At 38.8% G+C, this 21,321-nt stretch carries 22 protein-coding genes; 13 read left to right on the top strand and 9 right to left on the bottom strand.

The features are described 5' to 3' along the window. Positions 1-106: 106 nt before the first annotated feature. Together ACHB7C_RS13085 and ACHB7C_RS13080 are read left to right on the top strand one after the other, a co-directional pair. The gene (locus ACHB7C_RS13085) at positions 107-979 is read left to right on the top strand and encodes an MBL fold metallo-hydrolase (protein ID WP_042848716.1); all 873 of its coding nucleotides are present in this window, start codon (positions 107-109) and stop codon (positions 977-979) included. A 163-nt stretch (positions 980-1,142) separates the two neighbouring features. Continuing rightward, positions 1,143-1,787 carry a DsbA family protein gene (locus ACHB7C_RS13080; RefSeq protein WP_042848717.1) on the top strand — a complete coding sequence of 215 codons (645 nt, stop codon included), beginning with the start codon at positions 1,143-1,145 and terminating at the stop codon, positions 1,785-1,787. A gap of 19 nt (positions 1,788-1,806) precedes the next feature. Here ACHB7C_RS13080 and ACHB7C_RS13075 read toward each other — a convergent pair whose 3' ends face one another. Beyond that, positions 1,807-2,625, bottom strand: a complete 819-nt coding sequence (locus tag ACHB7C_RS13075) for an A24 family peptidase (protein WP_226619186.1) — start codon at positions 2,623-2,625, stop codon at positions 1,807-1,809. Positions 2,626-2,899: 274 nt separating this feature from the next. On the opposite strand from ACHB7C_RS13075, the gene rsmE reads away from it, so the two are divergent. From rsmE to ruvX, 4 genes are all read left to right on the top strand, one after another. Continuing rightward, positions 2,900-3,631, top strand: coding sequence for a 16S rRNA (uracil(1498)-N(3))-methyltransferase (gene rsmE, locus ACHB7C_RS13070; RefSeq protein ID WP_042848719.1), 732 nt, complete (start codon positions 2,900-2,902; stop codon positions 3,629-3,631). Between the two features lie 9 nt (positions 3,632-3,640). Next, positions 3,641-4,588, top strand: coding sequence for a glutathione synthase (gshB, locus tag ACHB7C_RS13065; protein ID WP_166685463.1), 948 nt, complete (start codon positions 3,641-3,643; stop codon positions 4,586-4,588). 82 nt (positions 4,589-4,670) lie between these two features. Beyond that, positions 4,671-5,234 carry a YqgE/AlgH family protein gene (locus ACHB7C_RS13060; protein ID WP_042848721.1) on the top strand — a complete coding sequence of 188 codons (564 nt, stop codon included), beginning with the start codon at positions 4,671-4,673 and terminating at the stop codon, positions 5,232-5,234. Continuing rightward, entirely contained in the window at positions 5,234-5,650 is a 417-nt protein-coding gene (ruvX, locus tag ACHB7C_RS13055) for a Holliday junction resolvase RuvX (protein WP_042848722.1), read from the top strand. Before ACHB7C_RS13060 ends, ruvX begins: the two co-directional genes overlap by 1 nt. Positions 5,651-5,718: 68 nt before the next feature. Here the strand turns inward: ruvX and ACHB7C_RS13050 are convergent, their stop codons facing one another. The 3 genes from ACHB7C_RS13050 to ACHB7C_RS13040 all read right to left on the bottom strand — a co-directional run bounded on the left by ACHB7C_RS13050 (position 5,719) and on the right by ACHB7C_RS13040 (position 10,266). Beyond that, positions 5,719-7,596: a metallophosphoesterase gene (locus ACHB7C_RS13050; RefSeq protein WP_395347535.1), complete on the bottom strand. Its 1,878-nt coding sequence runs from the start codon at positions 7,594-7,596 to the stop codon at positions 5,719-5,721. A 189-nt stretch (positions 7,597-7,785) separates the two neighbouring features. Continuing rightward, positions 7,786-8,994: an adenosylhomocysteinase gene (locus ACHB7C_RS13045; protein WP_395347532.1), complete on the bottom strand. Its 1,209-nt coding sequence runs from the start codon at positions 8,992-8,994 to the stop codon at positions 7,786-7,788. Between the two features lie 27 nt (positions 8,995-9,021). Further along, positions 9,022-10,266 (bottom strand): MFS transporter, encoded by a 1,245-nt coding sequence (locus ACHB7C_RS13040; protein ID WP_071547811.1) that lies wholly within the window; start codon positions 10,264-10,266, stop codon positions 9,022-9,024. Between the two features lie 351 nt (positions 10,267-10,617). Between ACHB7C_RS13040 and ACHB7C_RS13035 the strand changes: the two genes are divergently transcribed. The 6 genes from ACHB7C_RS13035 (at position 10,618) to hemW (ending at position 15,787) form a co-directional block, all read left to right on the top strand. Further along, on the top strand, positions 10,618-11,607 hold the full coding sequence (locus ACHB7C_RS13035) for a LacI family DNA-binding transcriptional regulator (protein ID WP_395347528.1): 990 nt from the start codon (positions 10,618-10,620) through the stop codon (positions 11,605-11,607). 305 nt (positions 11,608-11,912) lie between these two features. Next, the gene (locus ACHB7C_RS13030; RefSeq protein WP_048608256.1) at positions 11,913-12,605 is read left to right on the top strand and encodes a YggS family pyridoxal phosphate-dependent enzyme; all 693 of its coding nucleotides are present in this window, start codon (positions 11,913-11,915) and stop codon (positions 12,603-12,605) included. 14 nt (positions 12,606-12,619) lie between these two features. Then, positions 12,620-13,441 carry a pyrroline-5-carboxylate reductase gene (gene proC, locus ACHB7C_RS13025; RefSeq protein ID WP_042848729.1) on the top strand — a complete coding sequence of 274 codons (822 nt, stop codon included), beginning with the start codon at positions 12,620-12,622 and terminating at the stop codon, positions 13,439-13,441. Positions 13,442-13,460: 19 nt separating this feature from the next. Continuing rightward, complete coding sequence (locus tag ACHB7C_RS13020; RefSeq protein WP_042848730.1) at positions 13,461-14,045, top strand: YggT family protein; 585 nt, start codon at positions 13,461-13,463, stop codon at positions 14,043-14,045. 16 nt (positions 14,046-14,061) lie between these two features. Then, positions 14,062-14,655 carry an RdgB/HAM1 family non-canonical purine NTP pyrophosphatase gene (gene rdgB / locus ACHB7C_RS13015; protein ID WP_042848750.1) on the top strand — a complete coding sequence of 198 codons (594 nt, stop codon included), beginning with the start codon at positions 14,062-14,064 and terminating at the stop codon, positions 14,653-14,655. Then, complete coding sequence (gene hemW, locus ACHB7C_RS13010; protein WP_395347523.1) at positions 14,648-15,787, top strand: radical SAM family heme chaperone HemW; 1,140 nt, start codon at positions 14,648-14,650, stop codon at positions 15,785-15,787. Before rdgB ends, hemW begins: the two co-directional genes overlap by 8 nt. Before the next feature lie 170 nt (positions 15,788-15,957). On the opposite strand, the gene ACHB7C_RS13005 is transcribed toward hemW, so the two are convergent. The 5 genes from ACHB7C_RS13005 to trmB form a co-directional block, all read right to left on the bottom strand. After that, positions 15,958-16,908: a siderophore ABC transporter substrate-binding protein gene (locus tag ACHB7C_RS13005; RefSeq protein WP_042848732.1), complete on the bottom strand. Its 951-nt coding sequence runs from the start codon at positions 16,906-16,908 to the stop codon at positions 15,958-15,960. 201 nt (positions 16,909-17,109) lie between these two features. Then, positions 17,110-17,841 (bottom strand): DUF2884 family protein, encoded by a 732-nt coding sequence (locus ACHB7C_RS13000; RefSeq protein WP_042848733.1) that lies wholly within the window; start codon positions 17,839-17,841, stop codon positions 17,110-17,112. A 53-nt stretch (positions 17,842-17,894) separates the two neighbouring features. Next, complete coding sequence (glsB, locus tag ACHB7C_RS12995) at positions 17,895-18,821, bottom strand: glutaminase B (protein WP_210855880.1); 927 nt, start codon at positions 18,819-18,821, stop codon at positions 17,895-17,897. A 109-nt stretch (positions 18,822-18,930) separates the two neighbouring features. Then, positions 18,931-19,260, bottom strand: coding sequence for a YggL family protein (locus ACHB7C_RS12990; RefSeq protein ID WP_042848735.1), 330 nt, complete (start codon positions 19,258-19,260; stop codon positions 18,931-18,933). Beyond that, positions 19,260-19,979: a tRNA (guanosine(46)-N7)-methyltransferase TrmB gene (trmB, locus tag ACHB7C_RS12985; RefSeq protein WP_042848736.1), complete on the bottom strand. Its 720-nt coding sequence runs from the start codon at positions 19,977-19,979 to the stop codon at positions 19,260-19,262. The genes ACHB7C_RS12990 and trmB overlap by 1 nt, the downstream gene beginning before the upstream one ends. 289 nt (positions 19,980-20,268) lie before the next feature. Between trmB and mutY the strand changes: the two genes are divergently transcribed. Beyond that, entirely contained in the window at positions 20,269-21,321 is a 1,053-nt protein-coding gene (mutY, locus tag ACHB7C_RS12980) for an A/G-specific adenine glycosylase (RefSeq protein ID WP_048608261.1), read from the top strand.

Genomic DNA, 21,321 nt, shown 5'->3' with positions numbered 1-21,321 from the left:
AACTTCGCCTAATTATGGTGTTTTTCCGTTAATCATTGCAACTTAATATACATACCAAGCAAAAACGCCTAGTTCATTCTCAGACAATTCAATTTTAGGACTCAAAATGAAATTAACTTTTTTAGCAGCAACAGTATTCATCGCAACATCATTTCAAGTAGCACAAGCCGAGAAATTAACACTCGATATCTATAACCCAGGTAACAACAGTGTATTCCCTGTATCATCTGAAATTATTAGTGGCCCTAATGAAGTCGTATTAATCGATGCTCAGTTTCAAAATAATGATGCTCAACAACTGGTCGATAAAATTAAAAAACTCAATAAAAAATTAACCACTATTTATATTAGCCACTCAGACCCTGATTATTATTTCGGCTTAGAGACAATTACAAAAGCCTTTCCTGAAGCTAAAGTAATTGCAACATCTGAAACCGTTGCCGCTATTAAAGCGACTAAAGATGGCAAGCTCGCTTATTGGGGAAATGAGTTAAAGGGTGAAGCTCCGACCCATGTGATAGTCCCCGAAATCATCAAAGGGAATAGCTTTACTGTTGATGGCGAGAAACTAGAGATAAAAGGCCTTGACGGTGCTTCGCCAGATAGAACTTATGTGTGGGTTCCATCGCTAAAAGCCGTTGTCGGTGGTGTGATTGTTTCAGACAATATACACGTTTGGGTGGCTGATACACAGACTAAGGCATCACGCCAAAATTGGCAGCAAACGTTAGAAAGTATCAAAGCACTGAACCCGACGATTGTCGTCCCTGGTCATTTCACGGGAGCATCTAAATTGGATATTGGTACGGTGACATTTACTCAGCAATACTTACAAGATTTTGAAACCGCCGCGCAATCGAGTAAAAACTCGAATGAATTAGTACAGCAGGTTGCAGCTAAATACCCGCAACTGGATGATAAATCAAGTTTAGAGCTAAGCGCTAAGGTTATTAAAGGCGAAATGCAGTGGCCTCAATAAATTAGTATCACTCCCTTATAACAACCATTTTGTATATTTAACATACTGAATAATATGCCTAGAAATACAACCGCGAGTATAAGGGAGATTGTTGTATATAACTGTTGATAATAATGATACAACTTAACTCAAATTAACCCCAAATTATTACTGAGGAACAATAATGAAAAATATAACCCTACACTATATTTATGACCCTTACTGCGGCTGGTGTTATGCAGCAGCCCCTTTAGTGGAAATTGCAACCAAACACCCCAGTACCAATGTTGAGATGCATGGTGGTGGCATGTTAGCCGGTGATGCGCGTTTGCATCTTGATGATGATTTTCGCCAATATATTATGCAATCAGATAAACGTATTGCAGCGATGACAGGGCAAGTTTTTGGTGATGACTATATAAAAATGCTCCATGAACCTAATTTAGTCATGGACTCCCTACCACCACAAACCGCTATTTTAGCTGCAACCAAGCAAGGTAAAGGCTTTGAGATGCTTAAAACCATTCAAAAAGCCCATTATATTTCTGGGCGTCATATTAATGATACGGCAGTGCTTGCTGAATTAGCCCAAAAGCTTAGCTTGAATGCTGAGCAGTACACCAGTGATTACACGCAATGTGAACAAAATGAAACTGCAAAACACATACAGAATAGTAAAGCATTGCTCGCCCAGTCTGGTGCGTCAGGTTTCCCTACGCTGTTAATTCAGCAACAAGGGAAATGGTTACGGGTTCCTTTACAAAATTACCTTGGGTCACCAGACAAATGGCAGCAATTTTTAGACTCGTTGGTCGCTGCTGCGTCTTAACCCTTACATTTAGTTGTCGCTAACCAATACGCAGTATAGATAAATACAGCAAGATACTTGCACTAATGATAATTGTAGGCCCGAATGGTATGGTTTGGGCTATTTCATTTACTAACGGCTTAGCACTTACACAACTTGGAGAATGACCCCCTTGGCTTATTTTCGGCAATACCCAATGAGCGAATGCATAATGTAACAGCCCTAAACAAGCCGCAAGCCCTATAAAATAAGGTAATAACCATACCCCTAACCATGCAGCACACGCTGCAATTAATTTTAAGTCCCCTCGCCCCATCTGTGGTTGTTTTTTAATTTTTTCCACGAGTGTAACGGTAATTAGCATCATAAAATAACTCAATATAACTGCATAGATAGCCGAAATGACATTGCCTTGAGGTAAGTTAATTTGATATAGCAAACCAGACCACAATAAAGGATAGGTTAGTACATCCGGTAAATAACCCATTTTATAATCAATAATAAATAACGGTGTTATTAAATTAATAAAAACCACTAAAAACAACATTACCCATAAACTATTAAATGACCCAATAATAATACAACCGAACACCCCATATAGAATAAGTAAAGTATGAAGTTTAATTGTTATTTTGTTTTTCCCAAAACACCAAACAGGGAGATAAATAAGTAACTTTTGAGTCATTAAAACGGATAAAAATAACACAACAAGAAATATAACGTCTTGTTTACATAGATGAAATCCAATTGACTCAATAAAAAAAAGCCTTTCATCCCCCTGCCAGGAAGATATCATATTTGTCATATTATCAATAAATGATTTAATATATGATAATAAAAAATAAAATAATTCCTTCATTTTATACTTCCTTCCATTACGGAGCCAAAATAAATATACTCGCTATTCTGGCTTATCCCAACACTTTAATTCCGTGTTATTTCGTCGGTTTATTCGACATTTTCAGGTTTTATTTTTTTGAGTAATTATTGATAAAATTGCCACCGCACAGACGTACTACAATTAGCATTTTTTTCGTTATAAACTAAGCGCTAGTGCTTGTGTTTAGAGATTCAATCCCCATATTCATCAAAGCTATCTTATTTATTAACCTAGTCTGTACTAAGGAAAAGCTATGCGCATCCCACGCATTTATCACCCAGAGCCTCTTAAAACGAATATGACAATTTCTCTTGGTGATGACGCCACAAACCATGTAGGGCGAGTACTACGCATGACTGCGGGGCAAAAACTCGAACTTTTTGATGGTAGCAATCAAACGTTTGATGCTGAAATTACTGAAGCGACTAAAAAGAATGTATATGTTCGCATTGTAGATAGCCGTATTGATGATAGAGAGTCCCCTCTCGATTTGCATTTAGGGCAAGTGATGTCCCGTGGAGAAAAGATGGAATTTACCATCCAAAAATCCGTAGAGTTAGGGGTAAATATCATTACACCACTGTTATCAGAGCGTTGCGGCGTTCGCTTAGAAGGTGAGAGGTTAGCGAAGAAATTACAACAATGGCAAAAAATTGCTATTGCGGCCTGTGAACAATGTGGGCGCAACCGTATCCCAGAAGTCCGCCCCGTACAAACACTTGAAGATTGGTGTGCAGAAGATGATGGCGCATTTAAAGTTAATCTTCATCCTAGGGCAACAGAAAGCATCAATACACTGCCAACTGAATTGAAAAAAGTCAGGTTGTTAATTGGCCCTGAAGGGGGGTTATCAGCCGATGAAATCGCAATGACAGCAAATTATCAATTTACCGATATACTGTTAGGGCCTAGAGTATTACGAACAGAAACGACTGCGCTAACCGCTATCACTGCACTGCAAGTGCGCTTAGGTGATCTGGGTTAAGGAGAAAAAATGATCAAGCTCGGTATAGTGATGGACCCAATTTCATCCATCAAAATCAAGAAAGACACCAGTTTTGCGATGATGTTGGAAGCTCAGCGTCGTGGTTACGAAATCCATTATATGGAAATGAATGACCTGTATTTACACCAAGGTGAGGCTAGAGCACAAACTAAAATAGTCACTGTCGAAGAAAACCCTGACAAATGGTATGAGTTTCATGGTGAGCAAGACATCGCACTTGGTTCACTTGATGCTATTTTAATGCGTAAAGATCCGCCTTTTGATACCGAATTTATTTACGCTACCTATATTTTAGAGAGAGCAGAACAAGCGGGCTCTTTAATTGTCAATAAACCGCAAAGTCTGCGTGACTGTAATGAAAAATTATTTACCGCTTGGTTCCCTGAGCTGACACCAGATACGTTAGTCACTCGTAGCCCACAAAAACTGAGAGAATTCCACCAGCAACATGGGGATGTTATTTTCAAACCTTTAGATGGCATGGGTGGCGCTTCCATTTTCCGTCTAAAACAAGATGACCCAAATGTTGGTGTCATTATTGAAACGCTAACCGAACATAGTTCCCGTTACTGTATGGCTCAGAACTTTTTACCATCAATTAAAGACGGTGATAAACGTGTATTAGTTGTCGATGGCGAACCTGTTCCATATTGCTTGGCACGTATCCCTGCACAAGGTGAGACTCGTGGTAACCTTGCCGCTGGTGGCCGAGGTGAAGCTCGTCCTCTTAGTGAAAGTGATTGGGCCATCGCACGGGCTGTCGCGCCAACGCTGAAAGAAAAAGGCTTAATTTTTGTTGGTCTTGATATTATTGGTGACCGTCTGACTGAGATTAACGTTACTAGCCCAACCTGTGCGCGTGAAATCGAAGCAGCATTCGATATTTCTATCACGGGTATGTTGATGGATGCGATTGAACGTCGTCTAAAAAAATAAGCCATAAATGGTTAAAAAGGCCTGTTTAGGTCTTTTTAACTGGTTGTTTTAAAGTTGTTATTAAATTCAATGGAGCCTTAGTTTGAATCTGCAAAACCATTTTCTTATCGCCATGCCATCCCTAACAGACCCTTATTTTGAACAGTCTGTTGTTTATGTGTGTGAGCACAATGAAAAAGGGGCGATGGGGATAGTAATTAATAAGCCTATTGATGATTTTTCCGTCGATACAATGCTCAAAAAACTTGAAATTACGATATCTGATAAAGTTAATAACCGTAACTTAGAAAGACCTGTAATTGCTGGTGGCCCTGTGGCAGAAGAACATGGGTTTATCTTACACACACCAATAACTGGTTTCTTATCTAGCCTACACTTAAATGAAGATGTCATGGTCACCACCTCCAAAGATATTTTAGAAACGCTTGGTGGTGAGGATTCCCCCGAGAACTCCCTCGTAGCACTCGGCTATTCAAGCTGGGAACCGGGTCAACTTGAACGAGAAATTATGGAAAATAGCTGGTTAACGGTGGAAGCTTCCCCTAAGCTCATTTTTGATACCCCTATTAATGAACGCTGGGCTGCTGCTGCAAAATTAATCGGTGTTAATATTCATACTATTTCAATGCAAGCGGGGCACGCTTAATGTCTGGAAGAACTTTGCTCGCCTTTGATTTTGGAACTAAAAGTATCGGTGTTGCTATTGGGCAAGAAATTACGGGCACTGCTCGACCGTTGGCTTCTTTAAAAGCCAACGATGGTCGCCCTGATTGGCAACAAATCGAAAAATTACTTAAAGAGTGGCTTCCTCAATTGGTCATTGTCGGCCTGCCACTTAATATGGATGGAACCGAGCAACTCGTCACAAGCCAAGCTCGTAATTTTGCCAACCGCATTCATGGTCGCTTTGGTGTCAAAGTCGAATTGCATGATGAACGGCTATCCACTGTAGAAGCAAAAGCTGGTCTTTTTGAGCAAGGTGGTTACCGTGCATTAAGCAAAGGAAAAGTAGACTCGGCGTCTGCTGTTGTTATCCTTGAAAGCTGGTTTGAGCAAAACTAAGTGGGGCTCCCTTACTGAGAGCCCACTAAAAGTAGAGGACTAACTGCCCCCTAAGATAGTCTTTAATATCACTGGGCTATTTTTATTTGGTAAGTTACTGATTTTGTATCTTGGCTTTTTACTTGCAAAGGATACTCAGTTCCCCATAAAAATGTTGCTGATTTATCTGTATTATGGGGTAATATCAAATTCATTTCTAATGGTATATCCGACACTATACGGTAATTATTTTTCGGCTGTGGGTATTCATGGTGCGCCGAAATATACCCCGTAAATATATCAATATTTCTTTCATTACCAATATCTAAGTAAGGAGCATCTTTGTGCTTTTGAAAGTACGGTGCGTACTTACTCGCAACAATAATAAATGAGTCTGTATCGACCACTTCTTTATTGTTATAGCGAATATTCGAAATTCTCCCTACCGTAGCCCCTTCATTTTTCTTACCGTATAAATCATATAACGGTAATTTGCTAATATTTACATCATAGGTTAGCCCCAAAATTGGGTAAAATAAAAAGCTATGGGCATTAGTATTAATTAATGGTGTAGACTCATCTATTGGCATATTATAAATATTTGAGCTCATTTCCAACCATTCGATTAATTGTTGCTTGTTTACCTTTAATGCAGATAAAGAAGCGGGATAAAAAATCTTGTTTAAATCCCTATTGGTTATTTTCCTGTCTTGTATGTCAACAAAAAAACTTGCATCATTTAATGAATAAGATGGTGAAATAGAAATTAACACCTTATCGCTTTCACTCGTAAAATTTCGCATATAATAACGAAGGGAGTCCGCAAGTACAGTTGTTAGGCTTTCATTTCCAATCAGATTAAAATTATTATTGATTTTAAATTTGTCTTGGCTTACTTCTTTGTCTAAGTCACTTTTTAAGTCTTGTTCTGTATCATTTATGCACAACGATATTTTCTCAATAGTACTCTCTTTAGCAACAGAATTTTTTCTATCAACTTGATATCCTTTACTACTTTTTATATCCCACTTATCATTATTCTTTTCTAGAACAAATTTAATAGCGGATAGTGACTCCCCCCACTTACCCGGTTGAGCCGCTGGCTTGCCAAACATTTTCCCATCCTTAACATTAATATTTTCATTAGCTGTTATTTTTTCAGAAGGAAAAACTTCATGAGTATGACCAAATAAAATACCGTCTATATTCGGATTTTTGGCAAGATAAAATGCGACATTTTCCATACCATGTTCAACTTGTGATACATCAATACCTGAATGAGATAAGGCAATAACCAAGTCAGCCCCATCTTTTTTCGCCTGAATAGCAGTACTATTTGCAGCATCTAGCATATCAGTAAATGTAATCTCACTTTCAAGTTTGCTTTTATTAAAAAGCATTGTTTGCATAGGAACTAACCCTAAATATGCGATTTTCAGTAAATGCTTATTACCCGCGTCATCTAAAACCTCTTTTTCCTGAATAATATACTCAGGATAAAGGCTTTTTTGTGACGTATTATCAATAACATTACTTAAAACTACTGGAAAGTTCGCTCCAGAATAAGACCATTTCAAAAACTCAGCACCATTATCAAAATCATGATTACCAGGGGTTGCTACATCATAATTAAGTGCATTTAAACTACAGATAACAGGAGATATACGATAATAGCTTTCATTTTGGTTATAGCGTTTAATAATATGATTCCCTAATGGGTTGCCAGATAATAAATCACCAACATCAACTAAATAGGTATTTTTATTATCATGCCTAAATTTTTCAATCGCACCAACTAGCGATTTCAAACCATATTTTTCACTTTTTAGATTATTAAAATAATCCTCATCACTTATGAAAGAGTGAATATCAGACGTACCAAGGATATTAATTTCCACTAGGTTATCAGCATAAGACAATGGGATGATAATACTTAAAAGTAATGCAACAGAAAATTTATTCTTCATATTAGTCACTCAAAGTTAATTCCTACAAAAAGCGCTAATCACACCAGCTTCTTATAAGACAATATACTCTTAATAATTCAATATACATGTAGGCAATAAGCAAAGTTAGACCTGGAGCTTAGATAAGCTAAACGACTCAGCAAACTCAGTATAATCAACACAATGTAACTTGAAGTATGTACAAGTGGCTTAATGCGTTATCCAGTTATCACACGCAAGTTGTGCTACTTTCATTTCTATATCAAAAGGAACAGGTTGCGGAATATTTTTTAATGCTTTGCTATCTAAAGCAATTTTTTCTAAACTTAATGTTTGTAAAGCGAGGCCTAAATCCATAACTTCAATAGGATTACCATTTCCTACAGACAAATTAACAAGGTTTGCATCCGACATTAGGAATATATTTTTACCCGTTTTCAATTGGTATTTATTAATTTTAGGTATGACCTCTTCACTATTATTACTTAAATTCTTCAATGCATTCACATCAATTTCACGTTGGAAATGCCCCGCATTAGCCACAAGCACATTATTTTTCATTGCAGAAAAATGTTCTGTAGTAAGTATATTATCTCGCCCAACGACACTCACAACAAAGTCGGCATCCTGTAACGTACTGATTAATTCAGCAGTTTGAAAACCTTCTAAATGAGCTTCTAATCGAGTAAGCGAATTTGTATCTACTACCGTAACATGTGCCCCCATTCCCCTAAAACGCTGTGCCACACCAGAGCCACAATAACCATATCCAATCACCACTACTTTTTTACCGTGTATCATTACATTAGTTGCATGAGCAATACTTTCCACAACAGATGAGCCAACACCATATCGATTCTCTATAATTCTTTTAGACTGAGTATCATTAATAATTAATGTTGGCCAAAGCTGAGATGTGAAATCTTCCCTTAACCTATTTGCTCCTGTGGTTGTTTCTTCCGTCGCACCAATAATTACTTTTTGTAATGCCTTAAATTTAGGATCGGTAAGAACCAGCTCATGTAAATCTGCACCATTATCGGCGATGATATCCGGCTTCATTTCCAAGACATTTTTGCAATAGGCTATATGGTCTTCAAAAGATTCATCTCTCCTCGAAAAAACACTCACATTCATATATTTTACTAATGCTGCCGCTGTTTCATCTTGTGTAGAACCAGGAGAACCTGTAATAGCAATTTTTGCGCCACCTTTTGTCAAGGCTTCAAGCCATACCCCTGTTTTTGCTTCAACATGTAAACAAATACCAATTGTCAGACCTTTAAATGGTTGTTCTTTTTCAAGTCTTTCAATTAAACTTTGCATAATAGGCATATGTGCTTTGGCCCAATTAATACGTTTTATTCCTTTATCTGCTAAATTAATATCAGCAATAGAGTATTGATGAGTATCTAACATAATATATACCTCAATATTTTTACATTTTTATGAATAAGCATGCTGTTTTTTTCTATTTGAAAAAAACATGTACAGTACATAAATAAATGTGAATGTAATCGTATAGCTAGTGAATACAATCCAAAACATTTTCCAATCTACAACCCCATTTATCGTATTAAGATCTAATACCCAGCCACTCAATATGGCACCTAAGAAAGTACCAAATCCATTAACTAAAGTAGTAAATACGCCTTGTGCTGTAGAACGAAATTCAGGTGCTATTTCTTTTTCCAAGAATAAAGAACCCGAAATATTAAAGAAATCAAAAGCGCAACCATATACTAACATTGAAAGGAATAATGCTATTGTTCCTATATAGGTAAAATCACCATATGCAAATAACCCGAAGCGTAAAATCCAAGCTATCATGCTCAACAATAAAACTTTTTCTATCTTGATATACTTTAATAAAAAAGGAAGTAGCAATATAAAAATCACTTCTGAGAATTGCGATATTGATAAAAAAATTGTCGGGTAGGTTGAAAAAATAGAGTTTTGAGCCTCTGGTGCGGCAGCCAGATCCTGCAAAAAGGGTACACCGAGAGTATTCGTGATTTGTAAAACAGACCCTAGCAGCATAGAAAAAAACAAGAAAACAACGACTTGAGATTTCCTAAATAAGACAGCCAAATCACTAAATTTAAATGAATGAGGATCACATTCCAAATTATGGTTATCTTTATTTACCGATATAAAAATAACAGAATAAAGGCTTAAAGCCACGGAAGCTATTGCTGCTATATACAATTGATAATAACTCATTTCTAACTTTAATAAGCTAATAATCCACATTGCAGCTATAAAACCAACAGTTCCATACACCCTGATTTTTGGGAAATAATTTTCTGATTTTAATTTTTCCCTATCCAGTATTTCAAAAATTATACTATTACAGATTGACATTGTTGGCATATAAAAAATCAGATGAACTAATGTCATGGCGAAAAGCAAACTAACCGAAGTACTATGTGCCATTGCAATCAAAAAAAACGCCGATATTAAATGAATGGTAACATAGACGAATTTTCTATTATTAATTCTATCTGCAATTAGCCCCATTAAAATAGGTGAGCATAGTGATGCAATGCCTAAAGAACTAAAGACTAACCCAACATCTCCACCTGTAAAGTGGAGTGTATTAAACATATATGAAGCAAATGTAACTAGCCAAGAGCCCCATATAAAAAACTGCATAAACGAGACTATTTTTAATCGAGTAATTGTGCTCATAATAATTTATTTACCTCACTCAATATTACGTAAACACGTTTATATACAATGTACATTCGGTATGGCTAATAAAAACATTGATTCTACTACTGAGCATTTTCCTCTAAGGCATTTCTTGGTTTTAATTAATGTACTGGGTATTAAACAAGAATAAAGTGATATACTTCACAGCAAGTAATACGTATGACTTGACATGGATCACATAAAAACATAAAGCTTGCAAATTAATAAGCCCAAACAAAATTTATCATTTAGTATGAGCGTATTAGATCATTTTTAATTCGTTTAGAATAACGCATCCATCTGTTTATAAAGTATTTTTTATGTTTTCACTCTTGATATGGAGAAAAAATGTCTACTGTTAACAGTAAAGATGTCGCCCGTTTAGCTAACGTCTCACAGTCGGCTGTATCTCTTGTATTTAGTGGTCGTTACCAAGGCCGAGTATCTGAAAAAACCCGTGAAAAAATCCTCTGTGTGGCAAAAGAGCTAGGCTATCAGCCTAATATCAATGCACAAATTTTACGTAGTGGAAATTCACGTACCGTTGCATTTATTGTCCCCGATATTCAACAACCCTATTTCGGAAAAGTCGTTCATGCTGCAGAGCTTTCAGCAACCAAATCCGGGTATTCTTTAATTCTTTTAGATAGTTATGCCAACAAACAATGGTCTGAACATTTATTTTCATTATTTCAAAGTAAACTAATTAGTGGCTGCATTATTTATTCATGTGAAAAAAAACATATCGAATTATTAGAAAATTACCGAGATAAGCTGATATTCATAGAGTCTGATGATGAAAAAAATAATGACATTCTTTTAGATATTGATAAAACGATCAAATCTGCGTTCTCTATTACGCATAAAATGAAACGGTTTAAGGTTGGTTTTTTTAGATCTGATATCCCAAGGCAACATTTTCTAAATCGCCATAAATTATTTAACAATGAATTCGAGTCATTAAACTATGTAGAAAAATCTAAATGTGTCGTTTACTCATCCTTTAACCTTGCTGAAGCAACCCAAAATGCAGCATCTTTACTTCAGCAAAAACCCAATATTGTATTTTGCGATGATGACTTATTAGCTGGTGCGCTTTATCGAGCAGCAAAGCAGCTTAACATCACGATTCCTAAAGATGTTGCCGTGATCGGATTCAATGATACTGACCTTTGCAATTATTTAAACCCCGAACTGTCTACGGTTAAAATACCCACTCAGTATATAGGCGAATTAGCGATAAAAATGCTTTTAGATAAAATCTCCGACCGGAAAGAGCCAATAAAACAAGAAGTTATTAAATTGGAAATCATTACAAGGGGTTCAACACAGTTTTGATTATCGAGTTCGGGTTGCCGTTATCTTTTTACTGCTGTCACTAGTGTGCCTATTTTGTCAGCATCACCGTCTGTTATGAATCAATCGGCCTTTTGCTATTATCTGGGAAAGCAGATTTAAGGACACTGTTAGAAAATGCTTTTTTATCAAGCTTAATCAGTATTTTTTTGAATTCCCCCTATGCAAAGGTGCCGTTCTGACGCGATTTGCTTTACACTATGGTCAATAACCGCAATTCATCTACTTGGTAAATAGACCTGTATGTGAATACACCAATATTGAATTAAACTATATTGAATAAAACAATGACCATTCAAAATAATATCTCTGATGTCACAGCACGTATTGATCTTGCCGCCGCAGAGTGCCAACGCTCACCACAAGACATTACGCTGCTTGCTGTAAGTAAAACCAAACCTTGTGAAGCTATTTCAGAAGCCATTGAGGCTGGTCTTTTCCAATTTGGTGAAAATTATGTTCAAGAAGGTGTTGAAAAAATTCAATATTTTTCAAATAGGAATGACCTTGTTTGGCATTTTATCGGCCCATTACAATCCAATAAAAGCCGCCTAGTTGCCGAACACTTTGATTGGTTTCACACCCTTGACAGGGCAAAAATCGCTCAACGATTGAACGACCAACGTCCTAGCGATAAAGCCCCTTTAAATGTTCTCATCCAAATCAATATTAGTGATGAGAATAGTAAATCGGGGATCACCTTAGCGGAATTAAACGAACTAGCCGCCCAAGTCGCCACTATGCCTAATCTGGTATTACGTGGTTTGATGACAATCCCTGCCCCCGAAACAGATTACGAACGCCAGTGTGCCACATTTCGCAAGATGGATGCTGCATTTAAGCAATTACAAACAAATTACGCTACCGTCGATACACTTTCTATGGGTATGACTGATGACATGCGCGCAGCAATTCATTGCGGCTCTACTTTGGTACGTATAGGAACCGCTATTTTTGGCGCTCGCCAGTATCACCAATAAATAAGGAGAACAGAATGCAACATCGTAAAATTGCCTTCATCGGTGCCGGAAATATGGCTCAAGCCATTATTACAGGTTTGGTTAACCACGGTTACCCTGCATCCATGATCACGGTTTGTTCTCCAACCCCTGTACGCCGTGACAAACTCGCCGAACAGTACGGTATAATCAGTCGCCATGACAACCTAGCCGCAGTGCAAGCCGCCGATGTGATTATGCTCGCAGTCAAACCACAAATGATGAAAGAGGTCTGTGAGCCACTGCAACAAGTTACCAATTTTGACCAAAAATTAGTCCTCACCATTGCTGCGGGCATCCCTGCTGAACGCTATAACGAATACCTCGCACACCCGCTTAATTTAGTGCGCATTATGCCAAATACGCCATCATTAGTGGGTAAAGGCGTTAGTGGGTTGTTTGCTCAAGGGCAAGTATCAGAGCAAGACAAAAAATTCGCACAAGAACTCATGCAAAGCGTTGGGACAACAATTTGGTGCCAAAAAGAGCAAGAGATCAATAATATTATTGCGATTACAGGCAGTTCCCCTGCTTATTTCTTCTTATTTATGGAAGCAATGCAGCAAAAAGCGCAACAACTCGGTTATGATAGTGTGCAAGCCCGTGAATTAGTCCTCAATGCCATAGAAGGCTCTGTGGAACTAGCTAAATCACAAAGTGATACAGCCTTTTCAACATTACGTGAACAGGTCACCTCTAAAGGCGGTACTACCGCGATGGCTTTAGAACAATTTTATAATGGAAATCTTCCGCAAACTGTTGCCAATGCAATGCAAAGTGCAATTGACAGAGCCGAAGAGATGGAAAAACTTTTTTAATTTAATCGCGGAATTTGCCATGAAGACTATCGTTTTTGTTGTCACTACTCTGATCCAGCTGTACATTTTTGTTTTACTACTGCGTGTTTGGATGCAATGTGTACGTGCCGATTTTTATAACCCATTTTCAAAATTTGTCGTTAAGGCAACTCAACCCATTGTTGGGCCATTACGTCGAGTGATCCCCGCTATTGGCTCAGTCGATACCGCTTCAGTTGTTGTCGCTTTTGTGCTGGCATTAGCTGCAATTATTTTCGGTATGTGGGCAACTAATTTACTGCCAATTTTAGGTGTTACGATCCTACCTATGGGGGTTATTTTATTATTAACCTACGCAGGTAAATTGATTTTCTGGATGATTTTAATCCGCGCTATTTTAAGCTGGGTCAGCCAAGGCCGTAACCCTGTTGACTATTTATTGTACCAATTAACAGAACCATTAATGGCACCAATCCGTCGTATTATTCCAGCAATGGGCGGGTTAGACTTCTCAGCCATGATTGTGATGTTTATCTTGATTGCGCTTAACTATTTGCGTGTAGATATTTCCTTATGGATTGACCCATCACTCACAGCAATGATGTATTCCATTGGTATTATGTAAAAATGAGTTCTAAATGATGCAAAAAGTTGTTTTAGCCACCGGCAATCCGGGAAAAGTGAATGAGTTAGCCGACTTACTCCGTGATTTTGGTATGGATATTGTCGCGCAAACTTCATTAGGTGTTGAATCTGCTGAAGAAACAGGTTTAACCTTCATTGAAAATGCTATCCTGAAAGCCCGACATGCTGCGGCGCAAACGGGCTTACCCGCAATTGCCGATGATTCAGGGATCTCTGTTGATGCACTGGGAGGAGCTCCGGGTATCTACTCCGCACGTTATGCGGGGGAAGAGGCGAATGATGAGCAAAACCTTATAAAATTACTTAATGCAATGGAACATGTGCCTGATGGCCAACGTCAGGCACAATTTAACTGTGTTTTAGTGTATTTACGCCATGCAGAAGACCCGACCCCCTTAGTATTCCACGGTCGTTGGCAAGGCATTATTACTCGTGAACGTAAAGGCCAAGGGGGTTTTGGTTATGACCCTATTTTCTATATTCCTGAATTGGGTTGTACTTCAGCGGAGTTAACTAAAGCAGAAAAACAAGCCATTTCACATCGTGGTAAAGCCCTAACAATGATGTTGGAAGCATTAAAAAATGCTTAAACAACCACCATTGAGTTTATATGTTCATATTCCTTGGTGTGTGCAAAAGTGCCCATATTGTGATTTCAATTCACACACCCTCAAAGGGGAAATTCCCCAAATGGAATATGTTGAGCACCTATTGGCAGACCTTGATATTGATGCGCAATTAATTGGTGAACGCCCTGTCAAAACTATTTTTATTGGTGGGGGAACCCCAAGTCTGTTAACAGCCAAGTCCATGCAAGCCTTGATGGATGGTATTCGCCAACGTATCCAGTTAGATGTACAAGCTGAGGTTACCATGGAAGCTAACCCCGGAACGGTAGAGGCAGACCGTTTCGCTGGCTATCAAGCTGCGGGGATCAACCGAATTTCCATTGGTGTGCAAAGCTTTGGTAATGATAAATTAATAACATTAGGCCGCATTCATGGCGCTGATGAAGCAAAGCGTGCCGCTCAATTAGCGACAAATTTAAATTTGAGAAGCTTTAACCTCGATTTAATGCACGGCCTCCCATCTCAAACTCGCAATGAAGGTTTATCTGATTTACGTCAAGCTATTGAGCTTGCCCCACCGCATTTGTCTTGGTATCAGTTGACCATTGAACCTAACACTCAATTTGGGTCACGCCCTCCCACGTTACCTGACGACGATACTCTGTGGGATATCTATACAGAAGGTCATAAATTATTGAGTGCAGCTGGTTATCAGCAATACGAAACGTCAGCTTATGCCAAACCGGGTTATCAATGCGAGCACAATCTTAATTATTGGCGATTCGGTGATTACCTTGGTATTGGCTGTGGAGCACACGGTAAAATCACGTTTGAAGATGGAAGAATTTTACGTACAGTAAAAACCAAGCACCCTCGTGGCTATATGGAAGGTCGTTACATTCATCAATCCTATGATGTTGACACCAAAGATAGGCCATTTGAATATTTTATGAACCGTCTCCGCTTACTTGAAGCAATGCCTCGTGATGAATTTACCCAATATACTGGGTTACCCGAATCAACAGTTAGACCAGCTATTGATGAAGCATTAACAAAGGGTTATATCACTGAGACGGATAACGAATGGCAAATTACAGAACATGGAAAACTGTTTCTCAACTCGTTGTTAGAATTGTTTTTAGATGAGGAATGATTTTTAAGCAAAAAATCGTTTGTTAAGCGAAGGTATATTTTCTCGTTCATTGAAAGCCCGCATCAACACCTGATGCGGGCTTTTTATTTAGAGATAAAAAAGAAATAAACGACAATAACAATGAGGATAGTAAATATTGCCGTAGCCAATAAGACAACGGCAGATATTAATTACAGGGCATTAACGACAGCATTCACTTGTTCAGTTAAGCTGACTAAGCCACCACCTGACAAGTACCACAAGTCAGATTGTAAATAGGTAATCTTGCCATCTTTATAAGCTTTCGTTTCTTGAATGTTTGTATCTTCAAAAACGGTTTTATCTAATTTGCCTGCGCCAATCGCTTCACTACGGTCAATAATCAGGATCACATCAGGATTGGCTTGTGCGATGGCTTTGCTATCGACCACACGGCGTTTAGACTTATCGGCATTTTCATCAATAGGTAATTCAGCACGCTGAGCTTTCACTACGTTATAGACAACAGCTTGATTATTTGGGATCAGCTTGCCATCATTATGCATTAACACTAATACTTTTTTATTTGAATCAGCGGCTTTTTTCTGAGCATCTGCAATGGTTTTATCTAATTCGACCAGTTGTTCATCAACTGATTTTTGATTGCCATACAATTCACCAATTACCCCAAGATTTGCCTTTACTGATTCCATATAATGTTTACTATCGGAACCTAGGTTGATCGTTGGTGCAATATTTGATAGCGCCTCATAAGATTTGCCTTGGCGGCCCGTGATCACAATAAGATCAGGTTTTAACAGTGCAATTTTTGCTAAATCGGGCTGTTTCATCCCACCTGCATTTTCCATTGACGCTGGAATATTGCCTTTAACATAAGCAGGTGCATTTGCTGTTGGTAACGCAACGACTTTATCACCTAGGCCTAGTTTTTGCATTGAGTCATAAACACCGAAATCAAATAAAACCACCTTTTGTGGTTTTTTGGCCACCTCAGTTTCACCTGAAAGATGTTTAATCGTGACTTTTTCAGCACCTTGCGCTGTCACCACATTGGGTGTGAAAGCAGCCGGTTCTGCGCTAAAAGCCAAAGGAGCAGAGAATGACAATACAGAAACAAGTACTGCAGGAATGAACTTTTTCATTTAAACGATCCCAATTTAGTCATTAAGCCAAACCCGCATTGTAAAGAGAGTGACTTAGATGTCAACTAAATAAGAATCAATTTCATTTTCATTACCATTAATGATGCGAATATCACATTTATAATGAGAAGTTACAGAGAATGAAATAATAAAACAGTAAGATGATTTTATATCTTACTGTTTTTATACGGGATTAACTAATTAGTTAGCTTTGAGCGAGTTAAGTAGTGAAACGCGTTGTTGTTCCATTGAAGTCACTTTAGCACAGACTTGCTGCCCAAACTGTTGGAAGCTTTTTTCTTGTGTTTTCCATTCGGACTCAAGCTCTTGCTGCAACCCACCTAGATTACCCAACATCCCTTGCAAGGCCTTGCTTGCATCGCCCCCAGATAACAATTGTTTGCGCCCCATTTCATTGATGCTATCTTGCAAAATACCACCTAAGCTTTCATTAACCAGCTGACGCCCTTTTGTTTCTACTGTTTTCATCGCTTCATGATGGAATACATAACCGTTAGGGCGAGTCTCAATGATTTGATCAATTTGCCCATTCAGTTCTTTTTCTAGTTTAGTCAACCGGTTACGAATATTGCTATCCCCCCCAATGACTTTAACAACCACTTTATCAATGGTTTCCCTTGAAGTAGATAATTTTTTTTCTGATTCTTGTTTTATCCAAGGTAAATCACTACGGATCATCGATTGATAACGGATAGCTTGCTGTTTTTGCGTTTCTGTCGCGGCAATATTGTTACCATTGAGTGTGATATCGCCGTCTGGGGTAATTTTTAAATCACCGCTACGGCCAATGACCTGTACGCTTTCTGGCGTCATAAAGATGTCATCTTTCGGAGTGACAGAGCAATTATAATCTGCAGCTTGGCTTGTCGCGCAGGCAAGGAGTGAAAATGCAATTAATGTACGACGTAACATAAAATCTCCTAGTAAAACGTTATATCAACGACTAATGGCTTCAACCAGTGGCGTTAAAAAACAGAACGTCCAATTCGCTTTGATAATAACTCTAAGGCAGCACAACCAGCCAGAGAGTTCCCCGCCGCATCGAGTTCGGGGGACCAAACTGCTACAGTGAATTGGTTTGGTACCACACAAACGATACCACCGCCAACACCAGACTTGCCGGGCATTCCTATCCGAAATGCAAATTCGCCAGAGCCATCATACATACCACATGTCATCATCAACGCATTGATTTGCCTTGATTGTAGTGGAGTGATGATTGGGTCAATGGAACAAGATGACATTCCTTGTGATGTTAAATAGGAAAAACATTTCGCTAATTCAACACAGTTCATACTTAGAGAGCAATAATGAAAATAAGTTTCGAGAACGGTTAAAACATCGTTCTCAAAATTACCAAAGGATTTCATTAAATAAGCAATTGCGGCATTACGGCTTGCATGTTCCAGTTCTGAGCGGGCAACCACTGTGTCATAGCTTATATCAGGTTCACAAGACAATTTTCGAACAAACTCTAGCATCCGTTGCTTAGGCGCACTTAAACGAGATTGCAACATATCGGCGATCACTATCGCTCCCGCATTGATAAATGGGTTTCGCGGGATGCCTTTTTCCATTTCAATTTGAATAAGGGAGTTAAATGGTAACCCAGAAGGTTCTTTACCAACGCGACTCCAAATTTCATTTTCTTCATAGCGTGTCATCGCCAAGGTGAGGCTCAACACTTTAGAAATGGACTGTATTGAAAAGCGCTGATATGCCTCGCCCGCAGTAAAAATATCACCATCTATAGTGGAAACAGCAATACCTAATTGATGAGGCGACACACAGCCCAAAGCAGGGATATAGTTTGCAACGCAGCCTTTTCCAATAAGTGGGCGTACTTGGTCTAGGATATCGTTGAGTAGCTGGTTAGAAAACATGGCGCTCAAAACGTTGACTCCAGATAATGTTTACTACAGAAAATAAAGGCACCCAATTTTGGATGCCTCTTCAAACTAGTGAAAATTGAGTTTATTCATTGAGATAAACCCAATAAAATCATTCCCACCAAACATCAAACAACTCAGAAACAACGACGTCGTTCATGCCTTTTGATTTTAGCCAGTTTTCAACAATTTGACGGTGCTCTTCGGTACACTTACCAATTTTTTGTAAGCAAACGATCCCTTCCCAACTCATGTAGCCACTTGCTTCAAACGCTAAACCATTCGGCTCAATCGCTTCTGCAATCAGTTGGTCAACGGTGCTGTCAACTTCCTCAATCGGCGTACCTTCTTTAAAGCTCCATTTAACAGTGAAGCCTAACTCTTGGAATTCATCCAAGCGCATTTTTTTACGTAAACGACGACTACGTGGTTGTTTAGCCATTATTTGATCCTCTCAAACATTAAATCCCATACACCGTGCCCTAACCGCTGGCCTCGCTTTTCAAACTTTGTTTCTGGCCTTGTTGCAGGACGAGGAACGTAATCACCTGATGATGATAAATTATTATAGCCTTCGACACTCGTCATGACTTCAAGCATATGCTCAGCATATGGCTGCCAATCAGTCGCCATATGGAAAACACCGCCAATTGTTAATTTACTGCGAATTTTTTCCGCAAAAGGGACTTGAACAATACGACGTTTGTTGTGCTTGGCTTTATGCCATGGGTCAGGGAAAAACAACTGAACCATTGCCAAGCTACCATCAGGGATCATGTAATCCAATACTTCGATAGCATCATGGCACATCACGCGTAAATTAGTGACATTCTCTTCTTTTGCTGATGCTAAACATGCCCCAACCCCCGGCGCATGAACTTCAATACCTAAAAAGTTTTTATCTGCATTTTGTGATGCCATGGCCACCAATGAAGCGCCCATGCCAAACCCAATTTCCAATGTCACTGGATTTGAGTTCTTGAATACTTTGGCAAAATCAAAAGGCTGATTGATAAAATCAATGCCTTTCTCTGCCCATTCTTTTTCTAATGCGTCTTCCTGACGTTTTGTCAGACGCCCTTGACGGCGGACAAAACTACGGACTCGGCGCATAACCCGCCCTTCTTCATTATATTCGGGGGAGATTACATTATTGATCATAATAAAGGTTCTAAAAAATAGTTGCCCAATTAAGTTAATGTGCCAACAATCAAGTGATATTAAGGTGATTCATTATCAAACCTATCAATTCCTACCCTAAATACCCCAAATGGGAGCCTTTAGCCCCTTTGAGACACAAAGGATATCGGAGTTTAGCAAAACTTCTGCAAGGTTGCAGTTGATAATTAGCTAACTTTACACTAAACCACACAATAGCGGTTTACAGCCCCCGTAGTCTATGTTGCAATTCCTACCATGACTGGCAATATCAATAAAAATAAAATTATCAATGGAAGCTCAACAATTTTCATCTGCAGTGCTCGGCTGGTATCACAAATACGGCCGTAAAACCTTGCCTTGGCAACAGGAAAAATCATCCTATCATGTGTGGTTGTCAGAGGTTATGCTGCAACAAACCCAAGTAAGTACTGTCATTCCGTATTTTGAGAAGTTTATTGCTCGTTTTGAGGATGTCACAGCCCTTGCCAATGCGCCGCTTGATGAAGTATTACACCTGTGGACAGGTCTTGGCTACTACGCACGGGCTCGTAACCTACATAAAGCCGCACAAATGGTCGCCACTCAATATAATGGCCAATTTCCCCGTACATTCGATGAAATACTTGCTCTACCCGGTGTTGGGCGTTCAACAGCAGGGGCGATTTTGTCATTATCACAACAGCAGCACTACCCTATTTTAGATGGTAATGTTAAACGCGTGTTAGCTCGTGCCTATGCGGTTGATGGCTGGCCGGGGAAAAAGGAAGTGGAAAACCGCCTGTGGGATATTAGCACTGACGTCACGCCAAAAGTTGGGGTCGAGTTTTTTAACCAAGCCATGATGGATTTAGGGGCTATGGTCTGCACCCGTAGTAAACCTAAATGTGAAATTTGCCCTGTTAATTTTGGCTGTATTGCTTATGCGAATCACTCATGGTCGAACTACCCCGGAAAAAAACCGAAACAAAAGATCCCTGAAAAAAGTGCTTGGTTCTTAATTATGCAACACGAAGATAATGTATGGTTAGAACAACGACCGCCATCAGGCATCTGGGGTGGGCTATTTGCCTTCCCTCAATTTGAGTCTTTAGAGCAACTTAATCAATGGTTAAAAGATTCTGGCCTTGAATATAACTCGCCAGAGCAATTAATTTCCTTCCGTCACACATTTAGCCATTTTCATTTAGATATTATCCCTGTAAAAGTTAATATTCAGGCATTTAATTCTGCCATGGATGAAGGCAAAGGACTCTGGTATAACTTACACTTAGGTGCAACTATCGGTCTTGCTGCCCCAGTTGAAAATTTATTAAAGCAGCTTGCCTTACTACCTGAAATTTGA

It is taken from the genome of Providencia sp. 2024EL-00732, assembly GCF_044006275.1.
GTDB classification, from domain to species: Bacteria; Pseudomonadota; Gammaproteobacteria; order Enterobacterales; family Enterobacteriaceae; genus Providencia; species Providencia huashanensis.
The sequence above is the reverse complement of the archived record's forward strand: the minus strand, read 5'-3'. Positions and strand labels throughout refer to the sequence as shown.

Excerpts from the sequence above, each read along its gene's own strand:
- trmB (WP_042848736.1), bottom strand. The coding sequence starts at position 19,979 with ATGATCAATAATGTAATCTCCCCCGAATATAATGAAGAAGGGCGGGTT.
- ACHB7C_RS13020 (WP_042848730.1), top strand. The coding sequence starts at position 13,461 with ATGAAGACTATCGTTTTTGTTGTCACTACTCTGATCCAGCTGTACATT.
- gshB (WP_166685463.1), top strand. The coding sequence starts at position 3,641 with ATGATCAAGCTCGGTATAGTGATGGACCCAATTTCATCCATCAAAATC.
- ACHB7C_RS13030 (WP_048608256.1), top strand. The coding sequence starts at position 11,913 with ATGACCATTCAAAATAATATCTCTGATGTCACAGCACGTATTGATCTT.
- rdgB (WP_042848750.1), top strand. The coding sequence starts at position 14,062 with ATGCAAAAAGTTGTTTTAGCCACCGGCAATCCGGGAAAAGTGAATGAG.
- ACHB7C_RS13085 (WP_042848716.1), top strand. The coding sequence starts at position 107 with ATGAAATTAACTTTTTTAGCAGCAACAGTATTCATCGCAACATCATTT.
- ACHB7C_RS13035 (WP_395347528.1), top strand. The coding sequence starts at position 10,618 with ATGTCTACTGTTAACAGTAAAGATGTCGCCCGTTTAGCTAACGTCTCA.
- rsmE (WP_042848719.1), top strand. The coding sequence starts at position 2,900 with ATGCGCATCCCACGCATTTATCACCCAGAGCCTCTTAAAACGAATATG.
- ACHB7C_RS13080 (WP_042848717.1), top strand. The coding sequence starts at position 1,143 with ATGAAAAATATAACCCTACACTATATTTATGACCCTTACTGCGGCTGG.
- ACHB7C_RS13045 (WP_395347532.1), bottom strand. The coding sequence starts at position 8,994 with ATGTTAGATACTCATCAATACTCTATTGCTGATATTAATTTAGCAGAT.
- ACHB7C_RS13075 (WP_226619186.1), bottom strand. The coding sequence starts at position 2,625 with ATGAAGGAATTATTTTATTTTTTATTATCATATATTAAATCATTTATT.
- ACHB7C_RS13040 (WP_071547811.1), bottom strand. The coding sequence starts at position 10,266 with ATGAGCACAATTACTCGATTAAAAATAGTCTCGTTTATGCAGTTTTTT.
- hemW (WP_395347523.1), top strand. The coding sequence starts at position 14,648 with ATGCTTAAACAACCACCATTGAGTTTATATGTTCATATTCCTTGGTGT.
- ACHB7C_RS13005 (WP_042848732.1), bottom strand. The coding sequence starts at position 16,908 with ATGAAAAAGTTCATTCCTGCAGTACTTGTTTCTGTATTGTCATTCTCT.
- ACHB7C_RS12990 (WP_042848735.1), bottom strand. The coding sequence starts at position 19,260 with ATGGCTAAACAACCACGTAGTCGTCGTTTACGTAAAAAAATGCGCTTG.
- mutY (WP_048608261.1), top strand. The coding sequence starts at position 20,269 with ATGGAAGCTCAACAATTTTCATCTGCAGTGCTCGGCTGGTATCACAAA.
- ACHB7C_RS13000 (WP_042848733.1), bottom strand. The coding sequence starts at position 17,841 with ATGTTACGTCGTACATTAATTGCATTTTCACTCCTTGCCTGCGCGACA.
- ACHB7C_RS13050 (WP_395347535.1), bottom strand. The coding sequence starts at position 7,596 with ATGAAGAATAAATTTTCTGTTGCATTACTTTTAAGTATTATCATCCCA.
- ruvX (WP_042848722.1), top strand. The coding sequence starts at position 5,234 with ATGTCTGGAAGAACTTTGCTCGCCTTTGATTTTGGAACTAAAAGTATC.
- proC (WP_042848729.1), top strand. The coding sequence starts at position 12,620 with ATGCAACATCGTAAAATTGCCTTCATCGGTGCCGGAAATATGGCTCAA.